The following is a 13431-nucleotide window of genomic DNA, read 5'->3' on the forward strand; positions in this document are numbered from 1 at the left end:
TGGCATACGCCATGCCAGAGTCAGAAGCAAAAAAATACCGACCCGGGGCTCAGGGTCCCAGGTCAGCTACAATTCTCTATTTGATGATCATTTTACCCTGGAGTTCCCGATGGGTCATCGTTTACTTTTTGGGGCGTTGCGCCGTAGTATGACGGCCTGTTTCCAGGTTGTTAGCGCGAGATTATGCGATTTTCCAGATTTACCATTGGATTGACTGCCAGTATAGCGTTCAGCGTTCAGGCCGCGAACGTCGACGAGTATATCAATCAGCTCCCTGCCGGAGCCAACCTCGCCCTCATGGTACAGAAGGTTGGCGCACCTGCTCCTGCTATTGATTTTCATAGCCAGCAGATGGCACTCCCCGCCAGTACCCAGAAAGTGATCACCGCGCTGGCGGCATTGATTCAGCTCGGGCCTGACTTTCGTTTTACCACCACGCTTGAGACAAAAGGCAACGTGGAAGGCGGGGTATTAAAAGGTGACTTAGTGGCGCGATTTGGTGCCGATCCGACGCTAAAACGTCAGGATATCCGCAATATGGTGGCAACCCTGAAAAAATCAGGCGTGACGCAAATTGCCGGAAATGTCCTGATCGATACCTCTATTTTCGCCAGTCATGATAAAGCTCCTGGCTGGCCCTGGAACGACATGACGCAGTGTTTTAGCGCGCCGCCCGCAGCAGCCATTGTCGATCGTAACTGTTTCTCTGTTTCACTCTACAGCGCGCAAAAACCTAACGATCTCGCGTTTATCCGCGTGGCATCTTATTACCCGGTCACCATGTTCAGCCAGGTGCGAACTCTCGCTCGAGGCTCTGCCGAAGCGCAATATTGTGAACTGGACGTGGTGCCTGGCGATCTCAACCGCTTTACGTTGACCGGATGTCTGCCACAACGTGCCGATCCGCTGCCGCTGGCGTTCGCCATTCAGGACGGCGCCAGTTATGCCGGGGCGATTCTCAAAGATGAGCTAAAACAAGCAGGGATCACTTACAGCGGTACTCTGCTGCGCCAGACGCAGGTCAACACACCGGGAACCGTGGTCGCCAGTAAGCAGTCAGCGCCGCTGCATGACCTGCTTAAGATTATGCTGAAAAAATCGGACAACATGATTGCCGATACCGTTTTCCGCATGATTGGTCATGCGCGATTTAACGTGCCGGGCACCTGGCGAGCAGGTTCTGATGCCGTACGCCAGATTTTGCGTCAGCAAGCGGGCGTTGATATCGGCAACACGATTATTGCCGATGGTTCTGGACTCTCCCGCCATAACCTGATTGCTCCTGCGACCATGATGCAGGTACTGCAATATATTGCTCAGCACGATAACGAGTTGAACTTTATCACCATGTTGCCGCTGGCGGGCCATGATGGCTCTTTGCAATATCGTGCGGGTCTGCATCAGGCTGGTGTGGATGGCAAAGTATCGGCGAAGACAGGCTCTTTGCAGGGGGTCTATAACCTTGCGGGCTTTATCACTACGGCAAGCGGTCAACGTATGGCATTTGTGCAGTATTTGTCTGGTTATGCGGTAGAGCCGGCTGACCAACGTAATCGCCGAATTCCGCTAGTACGCTTCGAGAGCCGGTTGTACAAGGACATTTATCAGAATAACTAGATTTTGAAGATGGCGGATGGCGCTTGCGCTTATCCGGCCTACGCAAACTGGAAACAAAAACCCCGGCAGCATGGCCGGGGTTTTTAATGCGATTAACGCTTGTAGATGAACTCAACGCCTTCTTCGTCGTCTTCGTCCCAATCGTCATCCCAGTCATCTTCCGCTTCGTCTTCGACTTCAGCGAGCTGCTGGCGATGGTAATCATCCCACATGAACTCAACTTTCTCTGGCTGTTTCGCTTCTTCAGCCTGAACAATCGGGTTCTCGATGATAAAGGTCATCACATCCCAGCAAAGATCCTTCACGCCCAGCTGGCTGGCGGCAGAGATCAGATAATATTTACCTTCCCAGCCCAACGCTTCGGCGATCGCTTTCGCTTTCTCTTCCGCTGCAGACTTGTCCATCAAATCAATTTTGTTGAACACTAACCAGCGCGGTTTAGACGCCAGATCCTGACTGTATTTTTCCAGTTCGCCAATAATGATACGGGCGTTTTCTACCGGATCGGAACCGTCAATCGGATCGATATCGATGAGGTGCAGCAACACGCGGCAACGTTCCAGATGTTTCAGGAAGCGGATACCCAGACCAGCGCCTTCAGCCGCACCTTCAATCAGCCCCGGGATATCGGCAACCACGAAGCTCTTTTCATTGTCCATACGCACTACACCCAGGCTTGGTACCAGGGTGGTAAACGGATAATCAGCGACTTTCGGCTTCGCCGCAGATACTGCACGGATAAACGTCGATTTACCGGCGTTTGGCATACCCAGCATACCCACGTCTGCCAGCAGCATCAGCTCGAGCATCAGATCGCGCTTATCGCCCGGCGTCCCCATTGTTTTCTGACGCGGAGTACGGTTGACCGAGGATTTGAAACGGGTGTTACCCAGACCGTGCCAGCCGCCTTTAGCGACCATCAGACGCTGACCATGTTTAGTCATGTCGCCCATGGTTTCGCCCGTGCCCTGGTCGATAACACGTGTACCGACAGGCACTTTAATCGTGACATCTTTACCACGCTTACCGGTGCAATCACGACTCGCGCCATTCTGACCACGTTCCGCACGGAATGATTTTTCAAAACGGTAATCAATCAGCGTGTTCAGGTTCTCGTCGGCTTCCAGCCAAACGTCACCGCCATCACCGCCGTCACCACCGTCCGGACCGCCTTTTGGGATGTATTTTTCGCGGCGGAAGCTGACGCAACCATTACCGCCATCACCTGCAACGACCAGAATCGATGCTTCATCAACAAACTTCATTTTACTCTCCGTAAATCATTCGCCTGAGCGGGGTTGCGAAACCACCGTTTCATGCTTACGTAAACCGCCCCAAATTCGATGACCAATGGCGGAATACATCGCGCCCGCAACCACGATAAACGCACCGAGATAACCTAATAGGTTTAGCATCGGTCTGGCGAAGAAATCGGGCCAGGCCAGTGATAATAAATCTGAAAATAACAACGTAAACAGCGGTGTGAGCGTAATAATGGCACTCACCTGCGCCGCCTGCCAACGCGCCATCGCTTCCGCGAGAGCACCGTATCCTACCAGCGTATTCAGGCCGCAGAATACAAGGCATGCCAGCTGCCAGTCGCTGAGCTGCGTGATGACACCGGGTTTAGCCAGCGGCAATAACGCAATCGTACATAAAGTGTACAGCAAAAACAGGATCTGCGGTGATGCCAGCCGACGCAATAACACCTTTTGCGCGACCCCATAGCTCACCCAAACCATTGCCGCACCGACACCAAAGATAACGCCCCAGGTGTAATCGGTGAGCCGGGTAAAAATTTCGATCAGACTAGTATTAAAAAACAGGACCAGTCCGCTCAGAAGCATAATGGCGCCAATCACCTGCGTGCCGCGCATCTTTTCTTTCAGGATAAAGACGCTGGCGATCATCATACCAACCGGTGACAGTTGACCGATAACCTGCGAAGCCGTTGGGCTCAAATATTGCAAGGATGAACTAAACAGAATGAAGTTACCGAACAGCCCACCGGTAGCGATAGCCAGCAGTACCAGCCAACGCGCTTTGCGAAAAATACGCAATGGAGGGAGCTTTTTTTTAACCGCAAGAATAGCGCCAAGGCCAATACTTGCCATTAAAAAACGGTAAAACACCACGGTAGGAGGCTCCATCACCTCCAGCACTTGCTTCATTGCTATTGGCAAAGCCCCCCAACATACTGCCGTTGTGAGTGCTAACAGAATACCAATGCCTGCCTGCTGCTTCATACCGTATTCCCTGCAAGGGCTCGTTTCCGGGTTGTCACGGCGCGACGAGCGTATTTACCGGCCGTCGAATGTAAAAAGCCCCGCAACGTGTTGCGGGGCTTTTATCCGTTACCGGGACGCGAAAAACTTATTCAGCAACGATGCTGATGAATTTACGGTTTTTCGGGCCTTTCACTTCAAATTTCACTTTACCGTCTGCTTTAGCAAACAGAGTGTGGTCTTTGCCGCAACCAACGTTGGAGCCAGCGTGGAATTTAGTACCACGTTGACGAACGATGATGCTACCAGCCAGAACTGTTTCACCGCCGAAGCGTTTTACGCCCAGACGTTTAGCTTCTGAATCGCGACCGTTACGAGTCGAGCCGCCAGCCTTTTTATGTGCCATTTAATCTGCTCCCCTTAACTTAAGCGCTGATGCCAGTGATTTTCACATCAGTGAACCACTGACGATGGCCCTGCTGCTTACGGTAGTGTTTACGACGACGAAACTTAACAATTTTAACTTTCTCGCCACGACCGTGAGCAACAACTTCAGCTTTGATAACGCCGCCATCAACGAAAGGAACGCCGATTTTGACTTCTTCACCGTTTGCGATCATCAGAACTTCAGCGAATTCAACAGATTCGCCAGTTGCGATGTCCAGCTTTTCCAGGCGAACGGTCTGACCTTCGCTTACTCGGTGTTGTTTACCACCACTTTGGAAAACCGCGTACATAAAAAACTCCGCTTCCGCGCACACCTTTTTGATGATTCAGAGTGCGCTATAAATATTCACAATAGGGCGCGAATATTACGCAAAACGCGAGCCTTTGACAAGTGCTACCGTCAATACATGAAGAAAAAAAACACAACACGTACGGTAACGTTTATCTACGGCGTTTTTTCAGTACAATCAGCATATATTTATAACCCTAAACCCGACGTTACCTTTTCATACAGTAAGGTAATCGGGGCGAGAAGCCCGGCTTTTGCGATGAATTTAGAAAAAATCAATGAGTTAACCGCGCAAGATATGGCGGGGGTCAATGCGACAATCCTTGAACAGCTCAATTCCGACGTCCAGTTGATCAATCAACTGGGGTACTACATCGTTAGCGGCGGCGGAAAACGCATTCGCCCAATGATCGCCGTACTCGCCGCGCGTGCCGTTGGCTACCAGGAAAATGCACACGTTACGATTGCGGCCCTGATCGAGTTTATCCACACCGCGACCCTGTTACACGACGATGTTGTGGATGAATCTGACATGCGTCGCGGGAAAGCCACGGCGAATGCGGCCTTTGGTAATGCGGCCAGCGTGCTGGTCGGCGATTTTATCTATACCCGTGCTTTTCAGATGATGACCAGCCTCGGTTCGCTGAAAGTGCTGGAAGTCATGTCGAAAGCGGTCAACGTCATCGCCGAAGGTGAAGTCTTACAGTTGATGAATGTCAACGATCCGGACATCACCGAAGAAAACTATATGCGCGTCATCTACAGTAAGACCGCGCGTTTGTTTGAGGCAGCGGCCCAATGCTCTGGCATTCTGGCTGGTTGCAGCGAAGAACAAGAGAAAGGATTGCAGGATTACGGCCGTTATCTCGGTACAGCTTTCCAGTTAATTGACGATTTGCTGGATTACAGCGCAGATGGCGAGCAACTGGGTAAAAACGTTGGTGATGACCTCAACGAAGGCAAACCTACGCTGCCGCTGCTGCATGCCATGCGCCACGGTACGCCAGAACAAGCGCAAATGATCCGCCAGGCCATTGAGCAAGGTAATGGCCGTCACCTTCTGGAGCCGGTTCTGGAAGCGATGAACGCCTGTGGTTCTCTGGAGTGGACTCGCCAACGTGCAGAAGAAGAGGCTGATAAAGCCATCGCTGCGTTACAGGTGCTACCAGATACGCCGTGGAGAGAAGCGCTGATTGGTCTGGCGCATATCGCCGTACAGCGCGACCGTTAATTCCTTCCAGCCCCCTCCTTTATCATCCCGTGCCTTGCACGGGATGTTCTTATAAACTCCAATAACAAATATAACCCTCCTAAAAACAACAAATAACCTTGATATATTCTGAATGTACACGCTCTTTAAGTGAACATTTTAGAACATTCATTCTCCGGGCGTTATAGTGTTGCCACAACCGATCGTGGAACCGTAAGTCGTTAACCAAAGGAGAGATGAATTTATGGAAAGCAAGCTGATTGACTGGCATCCGGCCGACATCATCGCCGGACTGCGCAAGAAAGGAACCTCAATGGCCGCTGAATCACGTAAGAATGGGTTGAGCTCATCAACGCTGGCCAATGCGTTAACCCGGCCATGGCCAAAAGGTGAGTTGATTATCGCCCGGGCACTGGGAACTGATCCCTGGGTGATTTGGCCGTCACGCTATCACGATGCCAAAACGCATGAGTTCATTGACAGAACGCGGATGATGAGGAGTCGCAGAGAGAAACAGAATCCGGAATGAACATTGAGCAGTAACCCCCGGCCAACTGAACTGGGGGTTACAAGAGACGTAGACGATTACTCGCCTTTCACGCGCTCAATGTTTGCGCCCAGCGCGCGCAGCTTATCTTCGATACGCTCATAGCCGCGATCGATATGATAAATACGGTCGACTACCGTCGTCCCTTCAGCAATACATCCTGCGAGGACCAGGCTTGCGGATGCACGCAGATCGGTCGCCATAACCTGTGCGCCAGAGAGCGTTTCCACGCCGTGGCAAATCACAGTATTGCTTTCGATTTCTGCATGAGCGCCCATACGGCTCAGCTCAGGCACATGCATAAAGCGGTTCTCAAACACGGTTTCCGTGATGAAGCCCGTCCCTTCTGCCACCAGGTTCAGCAGCGTGAACTGAGCCTGCATATCGGTTGGGAACGCCGGATGCGGCGCAGTGCGCACATTGACCGCTTTCGGACGTTTACCGTGCATATCGAGGCTTATCCAGTCGTCGCCGACTTCGATATCCGCCCCCGCATCACGCAGCTTCGCCAGAACGGCATCCAGCGTGTCTGGCTGTGCATTACGGCAGATGATTTTGCCACGAGAAATTGCCGCGGCGACCAGGAAGGTACCGGTTTCGATACGGTCTGGCAGAACGCGGTAAACGCCGCCACCAAGACGTTCTACGCCTTCGATAGTAATGCGATCGGTACCCTGACCGGTGATCTTCGCACCCAGCGCAATCAGGAAATTCGCGGTATCGACAATTTCCGGCTCACGTGCGGCGTTTTCGATGATGGTCGTGCCTTCGGCAAGCGTTGCTGCGCACATGATAGTAACAGTCGCACCGACGCTTACTTTGTCCATGACGATGTGCGCGCCTTTCAGGCGGCCATCAACGGACGCTTTCACATAGCCTTCTTCGAGCTTGATTGTCGCGCCTAACTGCTCCAGACCGGTAATGTGCAGGTCAACCGGACGCGCACCAATGGTGCAGCCGCCCGGCAGTGAAACCTGACCCTGGCCAAAGCGAGCAACCAGCGGCCCGAGCGCCCAGATGGACGCACGCATGGTTTTCACCAGATCGTACGGCGCACAGAAAACGTTCACGTCGCGCGCATCAATGTGCACCGAACCATTACGTTCAACTTTCGCACCCAGCTGGCTCAGCAGCTTCATTGAGGTGTCAACGTCCTTAAGTTTCGGGACGTTTTGGATCTCTACAGGTTCTTCAGCCAGCAGCGCCGCAAACAGGATCGGCAGTGCAGCATTTTTAGCGCCTGAAATTGTGACTTCGCCCTGGAGCTTGGTTGGCCCCTGAACACGAAATTTATCCATTATTCTGTTCTCTGTTAAGAATTTATCTTCGCTACCGGCACATCACCCGTAGCTCAAAAACCGTTAAGTTTGCGATCGCGCGCCCATTCTGCTGGGGTAAAGGCCTTAATCGACACGGCATGAATGCGGTTGTCCGCAATGTACTCCATCAACGGGCCATAGACTGTTTGCTGCTTCTTGACCCGGCTCATGCCTTCAAACATCTCACCCACGGCAATAACCTGAAAGTGACTGCCGTCGCCAGAAACGTGGACTTCCTGGAGGGAGAGTGCATTCATCAGCACGCTCTGAATTTCATTATTTTCCATGGGCTCTTCATTCGTCAGATAGTGAAAACAGCCCAACATCTTAGAGCAAAGTGGCGCTGTCATAAATAAGCAAAAAGCCTCGCTGATAAATCAGACAAGGCTTTAGAGGCAGATCCCTCGCAGAGGGGTTACTGGATGACGGCACAAGCCCTTATCCGGCCTGAAAAAATTAACGCGGAAGAACGTCGTCAGGCAAATTGTAAAGCTGCGCCAGCGTGTACACTTTATCGTTAACGCCAGCGAGCGAAACACTGTTCCCCTGCTGCTTGCCCTGATTAATCAGGTGCAGCAGTAATGCCAGACCACCGGTATCGACCCGGGAAACCTGGTTCAGGTCGATGCAGGATACTCCCTTCATCGCCTCAACTCGTGCATCCCATAATGGATTTAATACGTCCTGATCCAGCTCGCCCACCAGCACCAGCTTGTCGCCTTCACGCGTCCAGGTGAGTGATTGCGTCATTATTTTTTCTCTTCCAGAGTAATTTTCTGCTGAGAAATTGATTTCAACTGAGCAGTCAGGCCATCAATACCTTTCGTACGCAGCAGGTCGCTCCACTCATTTTGTTTGGTGGTGATCATACTTACGCCTTCAGCAATCATGTCATACGCCTGCCAGTTACCGGTCTGAGAATTTTTACGCCACTGGAAATCCAGACGCACCGGAGGACGACCGTTTGGATCGATGATAGTTACGCGGATAGGAACGATAGTCGCATCGCCCAGCGGCTGCTCTGGGGCAATCTGATAGGTCTGGCCATGGTACATCGCCAGCGCCTGACCGTAAGCCTGCTTCAGATATTCACGGAATGCGGCGAAATAGGCGTCACGCTGAGCGGGAGTGGCATCTTTGTAGTAACGGCCCAGTACCAGCGCGCCAGCATATTTAACCTGCACATAAGGCAACAGTTCCTGATCGACAACCTGACGCAGGTAATCCGGGTTGGAACGAATTTTAGGTTGTTCGTTCTTCAGACGGTCAAACGTCTTCTGCGCGGCCTCATTCATCAGTTTATACGGATTCGTCTGGTCCGCTGCGGTTGCCGCGCTAAGTGGGGCAATGACAAGCATAGCCACCATCATCAATCGTTTAAACATACGTCGATTCTCCTGAGATTATTTCGTTGCGCCCGCAGGCGTAGTGGCTTCATTATTGCCTTCAGTTGCGGCTGGCGCATCGCCAGAATTCTTATTGTCGTCACCTTTACTGTTGCTGTTGTAAAGGAACTGACCAATCATATCCTCCAGTACCATCGCAGATTTCGTGTCCTGAATCGTACTGCCATCTTTGAGGATAGACGTTCCCAACTCAGGATCTTCAAAACCCACGTTCAGTGCCAGATACTGCTCGCCCAGCAGACCGGAAGTACGGATGCTCAGAGAACTGGTGTCAGGAATATGGTTAAAACGCGATTCGATTTCCAGCGTCACGCGCGGCAGGTACGTTTTCGGATCTAACGAGATGTCCGCTACGCGTCCAACGACGACCCCGCCAATCCGCACCGGAGAACGCTCTCTCAGGCCGCCGATGTTATCAAAAGTCGCATAAATCGTATAAGTCGGCTCAGTACGCATGGAGGTAACGTTCGCCGCCTTCAGGCAGACAAACAGCGCAGCCAACAGCGCCACCAGCAGGAATAACCCGACCCAAATTTCATTTTTTTTCGTTTGCATGAACTCAATTCCCAAACATCAGTGCGGTCAGCACAAAATCCAGCCCCAGAACGGCAAGAGAGGCGTGCACAACGGTGCGTGTCGTTGCCCGGCTAATCCCGGCAGAGGTCGGGATCGCATCATAACCATCGAACAATGCAATCCATGTGACCGTAATGGCGAACACCACGCTCTTAATCAGACAGTTGACCAGGTCCAGACGCCAGTCGACGGCATTTTGCATAGCCGACCAGAAAAAGCCGGCATCAATACCTTTCCAGCTTACGCCAACCAGTGAACCACCCCAGATCCCCACGGCGACAAATATAATCGTCAGCAGCGGCAATGAAATGACACCGGCCCAAAAACGTGGAGAGATCACCCGGCGCAGTGGATCGACGGCCATCATTTCCAGACTGGAAAGCTGCTCGGTCGCTCGCATCAGACCAATCTCTGCAGTTAAGGCCGAACCGGCCCGCCCAGCGAACAACAGTGCCGCAACCACCGGCCCCAGCTCACGTAGCAATGACAGCGCCACCAGCATACCGAGGCTGGTTTCCGCGCTGTAGGTCGTCAGCACCAGGTATCCCTGCAATCCCAGCACCATACCGATGAACACGCCTGAAACAATAATGATCAGCATCGATAAGACGCCGACATTATAGAGCTGGCGTATCAGCAGCGGCGCATGTTTGCGAAACTCCGGTTTGCCGACAACCGCATTGAACAACATTAATCCGGCTCGCCCGAACGTCCTGAGGGTTTTTATTCCCCGATGTCCGAGTGATGCCAGCGCATTTAACAACATGGGTGGCTTAACTCCCTGTTTAGAGTAAATCGATATGGTAGTCACCCGCCGGGTAACGGAACGGAACCGGTCCATCGGCAATGCCGTCGAGGAACTGACGCACTCGCGGATCGGCATTTTCTTGCAGCGCCTGAGCACTACCGTAGGCCACAATTTTTTTGTCCGCCATTATATAGGCGTAATCCGCAATACTCAGCACCTCTGGCACATCATGAGAAACCACCACACAGGTGACGCCCAGTGCGCTGTTCAGTTCTGAAATCAGCTTCACCAGCACGCCCATGGTAATGGGATCCTGGCCAACGAACGGCTCATCAAACATAATGAGGTCAGGCTCCAGCGCGATAGCACGCGCTAACGCAGCGCGACGCGCCATCCCACCGGATAATTCAGAAGGCATTAGTTTTGCCGCGCCCCGCAGCCCGACGGCCTCGAGTTTCATCATTACCGTGCTTTTCAACAGCGGCGCAGGTAGCGTTGTATGTTCGCGCAACGGATATGCGACGTTGTCAAACACGTTCATGTCGGTAAACAGCGCACCAGACTGAAACAGCATGCTCATACGCTTACGCACGGTAAATAAACGCGAACGGGACATGGCTGGGACGTTTTCGCCGTCAAACAGGATCTCGCCCTTATTCGGGGAGATTTGTCCGCCAATCAGACGCAGCAGCGTCGTTTTGCCGATGCCTGATGGCCCCATGATCGCCGTCACCTTACCACGCGGCACCGTCAGGGAAATATTATCAAAGATGCAGCGGTCACCTCGGGAAAAGCTGACATCGCGCATATCGACTAGATTCGCCACAGACTGACCCATTGATTCATCCTTTACTATTGCCTCGTTGATCGAAGAGTTTGGCGCTCAATTTAGCCCTGAACCCAACATATTTACAGATTATTGCCTGTCCTGGTTAGCGAAAGCTGGCATTTGTTTTACTTTTTAGCCGCATAAAGTCAAAATTAAGACTTCGTTACGGCTTCCAGAAACCCTTCAAGTGGACCGGCGAGTATACCTGAAGAAAGGACTTTAGATGCTTTTAGCGACGGCGCTGTTAATAATTGGTTTACTTCTGGTGGTCTACGGCGCCGACCGTCTGGTGTTTGCCGCATCCATTTTATGTCGAAACTTCGGTATTCCCCCCATCATTATCGGGATGACCGTGGTCAGCATTGGTACATCGTTACCCGAGATCATCGTCTCCGTTGCCGCGTCAATGAACGGGCAACTCGATTTAGCCGTCGGTACCGCCATTGGCTCTAACATCACCAACATCTTGCTTATTCTTGGCTTGTCGGCGCTGATTCATCCTTTTACCGTGCATTCTGATGTTCTGCGTCGCGAATTACCGCTAATGTTACTGGTAAGTATTTTAGCCGCATCAGTTCTGTATGACGGGCAGTTGAGCCGCAGTGACGGTTTCTTTCTTCTGCTTCTGGCCGTGCTATGGCTGCTATTCATTGTTAAAATCGCCCGTCTGGCCGAACGACAAGGCAATGACAGCCTGACCCGCGAGCAGGTAGCTGAGCTTCCCCGCGAAGGCGGGCTACCCGTCGCATTTTTGTGGTTGGGTATTGCGCTGATTATTATGCCAATGGCCACGCGTATGGTAGTGGATAACGCTACTGTACTGGCGAACTACTTCGCCATGAGCGAACTCACCATTGGGCTGACGGTAGTCGCCATTGGTACCAGCCTGCCGGAACTGGCAACGGCTATTGCGGGTCTGCGTAAAGGTGAAAACGATATTGCCGTCGGCAACATTATCGGCGCGAACATTTTTAATATTGTTATCGTGCTCGGGCTGCCCGCCTTGATTACACCGGGCGAGGTCAATCCGATGGCCTTCGTCCGTGACTACAGCGTTATGCTGCTGGTGAGCGTTATATTTGCATTACTCTGCTGGCGACGTTCGCGCCAGATTGGTCGCGGTGCGGGTGCGCTGCTGACCAGCGGTTTTATCATATGGCTGGCGATGCTGTATTGGTTATCGCCAATTCTCGTTGGATAACTGGAAACGCATTATGTCGCACTTAGAGTTGCAACCGGGTTTTGACTTTCAGCAAGCAGGCAAGGAAGTCCTGGCAATTGAACGTGAAGGCCTGGCGGAGCTTGATCAGTACATCAACCAAAATTTTACCCTCGCCTGTGAGAAAATATTCAGTTGCCCGGGTAAGGTTGTGGTGATGGGGATGGGGAAATCCGGTCATATCGGGCGGAAAATGGCGGCCACGTTTGCCAGCACCGGCACGCCCTCTTTTTTCGTACACCCCGGCGAAGCCGCACATGGCGATCTGGGTATGGTTTCGCCGCAGGATGTGGTCATCGCCATCTCTAATTCCGGTGAATCCAATGAGATAGCGGCGTTGATCCCTGTGTTAAAACGTCTTCACGTACCGCTTATCTGCATGACCGGTCGTCCGGAAAGCAGCATGGCGCGTGCGGCAGATGTGCATCTGTGTGTTAAAGTGCCTAAAGAAGCCTGCCCGTTAGGTCTGGCACCGACCAGCAGCACGACCGCAACGCTGGTGATGGGCGATGCGCTTGCCGTGGCATTATTAAAAGCGCGTGGCTTTACTGCAGAAGATTTTGCGTTATCTCATCCCGGCGGCGCTCTGGGCCGTAAGCTTTTGCTGCGCGTTAACGATATTATGCATACGGGTGATGAGATCCCGCATGTAAATAAAAGCGCTAGCCTGCGTGACGCTCTGGTTGAAATCACGCGTAAAAATCTCGGCATGACCGTCATTTGCGATGATGCCATGAAGATTGACGGTATTTTTACCGATGGCGATTTACGTCGCGTCTTCGATATGGGCGTTGATGTCCGCCAGTTAGGCATTGCCGATGTGATGACCCCAGGAGGCATTCGCGTGCGTCCGGGCATTCTTGCCGTCGATGCCCTGAACTTAATGCAGTCCCGCCATATCACCTCGGTAATGGTTGCTGATGGCGACCAGTTACTCGGTGTGTTACATATGCATGATCTGCTGCGTGCAGGTGTAGTGTAAGAAACTCAAGGATAAAC

At 52.3% G+C, this 13431-nt stretch carries 16 protein-coding genes; 5 read left to right on the plus strand and 11 right to left on the minus strand.

Annotation, left to right across the window (positions count from 1 at the left end):
• Positions 1–183 precede the first annotated feature (183 nt).
• Positions 184–1617 (plus strand): serine-type D-Ala-D-Ala carboxypeptidase, encoded by a 1434-nt coding sequence (dacB, locus tag OGY15_RS05570; RefSeq protein WP_151224425.1) that lies wholly within the window; start codon positions 184–186, stop codon positions 1615–1617.
• Between the two features lie 92 nt (positions 1618–1709).
• Here dacB and cgtA read toward each other — a convergent pair whose 3' ends face one another.
• The 4 genes from cgtA to rplU all read right to left on the minus strand — a co-directional run bounded on the left by cgtA (position 1710) and on the right by rplU (position 4579).
• A complete protein-coding gene (gene cgtA / locus OGY15_RS05575) occupies positions 1710–2882 on the minus strand; it encodes an Obg family GTPase CgtA (protein ID WP_151217862.1) in 1173 nt (390 codons plus the stop codon).
• A 15-nt stretch (positions 2883–2897) separates the two neighbouring features.
• The gene (locus OGY15_RS05580; protein ID WP_003025028.1) at positions 2898–3863 is read right to left on the minus strand and encodes a DMT family transporter; all 966 of its coding nucleotides are present in this window, start codon (positions 3861–3863) and stop codon (positions 2898–2900) included.
• Positions 3864–3990: 127 nt separating this feature from the next.
• Positions 3991–4248 carry a 50S ribosomal protein L27 gene (gene rpmA, locus OGY15_RS05585; protein WP_003025030.1) on the minus strand — a complete coding sequence of 86 codons (258 nt, stop codon included), beginning with the start codon at positions 4246–4248 and terminating at the stop codon, positions 3991–3993.
• A 19-nt stretch (positions 4249–4267) separates the two neighbouring features.
• Positions 4268–4579 (minus strand): 50S ribosomal protein L21, encoded by a 312-nt coding sequence (rplU, locus tag OGY15_RS05590; RefSeq protein WP_003025032.1) that lies wholly within the window; start codon positions 4577–4579, stop codon positions 4268–4270.
• A 258-nt stretch (positions 4580–4837) separates the two neighbouring features.
• Here rplU and ispB point away from each other — a divergent pair, with 258 nt between their 5' ends.
• Positions 4838–5809 carry an octaprenyl diphosphate synthase gene (gene ispB / locus OGY15_RS05595; protein ID WP_003025033.1) on the plus strand — a complete coding sequence of 324 codons (972 nt, stop codon included), beginning with the start codon at positions 4838–4840 and terminating at the stop codon, positions 5807–5809.
• A 223-nt stretch (positions 5810–6032) separates the two neighbouring features.
• Positions 6033–6317: a DNA-binding transcriptional regulator SfsB gene (gene sfsB, locus OGY15_RS05600; RefSeq protein WP_151217863.1), complete on the plus strand. Its 285-nt coding sequence runs from the start codon at positions 6033–6035 to the stop codon at positions 6315–6317.
• A gap of 56 nt (positions 6318–6373) precedes the next feature.
• Here sfsB and murA read toward each other — a convergent pair whose 3' ends face one another.
• The 7 genes from murA to mlaF all read right to left on the minus strand — a co-directional run bounded on the left by murA (position 6374) and on the right by mlaF (position 11222).
• Positions 6374–7633: a UDP-N-acetylglucosamine 1-carboxyvinyltransferase gene (gene murA, locus OGY15_RS05605; RefSeq protein WP_003839949.1), complete on the minus strand. Its 1260-nt coding sequence runs from the start codon at positions 7631–7633 to the stop codon at positions 6374–6376.
• A 53-nt stretch (positions 7634–7686) separates the two neighbouring features.
• Entirely contained in the window at positions 7687–7941 is a 255-nt protein-coding gene (gene ibaG, locus OGY15_RS05610) for a BolA family iron metabolism protein IbaG (protein WP_151217864.1), read from the minus strand.
• Positions 7942–8110: 169 nt separating this feature from the next.
• Positions 8111–8404 carry a lipid asymmetry maintenance protein MlaB gene (mlaB, locus tag OGY15_RS05615; protein WP_005121315.1) on the minus strand — a complete coding sequence of 98 codons (294 nt, stop codon included), beginning with the start codon at positions 8402–8404 and terminating at the stop codon, positions 8111–8113.
• The gene (mlaC, locus tag OGY15_RS05620) at positions 8404–9039 is read right to left on the minus strand and encodes a phospholipid-binding protein MlaC (protein WP_043017796.1); all 636 of its coding nucleotides are present in this window, start codon (positions 9037–9039) and stop codon (positions 8404–8406) included. Before mlaC ends, mlaB begins: the two co-directional genes overlap by 1 nt.
• Before the next feature lie 18 nt (positions 9040–9057).
• Complete coding sequence (gene mlaD, locus OGY15_RS05625; protein ID WP_151217865.1) at positions 9058–9615, minus strand: outer membrane lipid asymmetry maintenance protein MlaD; 558 nt, start codon at positions 9613–9615, stop codon at positions 9058–9060.
• 4 nt (positions 9616–9619) lie between these two features.
• Complete coding sequence (mlaE, locus tag OGY15_RS05630) at positions 9620–10402, minus strand: lipid asymmetry maintenance ABC transporter permease subunit MlaE (RefSeq protein WP_286538716.1); 783 nt, start codon at positions 10400–10402, stop codon at positions 9620–9622.
• Between the two features lie 19 nt (positions 10403–10421).
• A complete protein-coding gene (gene mlaF / locus OGY15_RS05635; protein ID WP_187253327.1) occupies positions 10422–11222 on the minus strand; it encodes a phospholipid ABC transporter ATP-binding protein MlaF in 801 nt (266 codons plus the stop codon).
• Positions 11223–11436: 214 nt separating this feature from the next.
• Here mlaF and OGY15_RS05640 point away from each other — a divergent pair, with 214 nt between their 5' ends.
• Positions 11437–12414, plus strand: a complete 978-nt coding sequence (locus OGY15_RS05640) for a calcium/sodium antiporter (protein ID WP_187253328.1) — start codon at positions 11437–11439, stop codon at positions 12412–12414.
• Positions 12415–12427: 13 nt separating this feature from the next.
• The gene (kdsD, locus tag OGY15_RS05645; protein ID WP_151224428.1) at positions 12428–13414 is read left to right on the plus strand and encodes an arabinose-5-phosphate isomerase KdsD; all 987 of its coding nucleotides are present in this window, start codon (positions 12428–12430) and stop codon (positions 13412–13414) included.
• The last annotated feature ends 17 nt before the right edge of the window (positions 13415–13431 follow it).

This window comes from Citrobacter sp. Cu231 (assembly GCF_030332265.1).
Classification (GTDB): domain Bacteria; phylum Pseudomonadota; class Gammaproteobacteria; order Enterobacterales; family Enterobacteriaceae; genus Citrobacter; species Citrobacter meridianamericanus.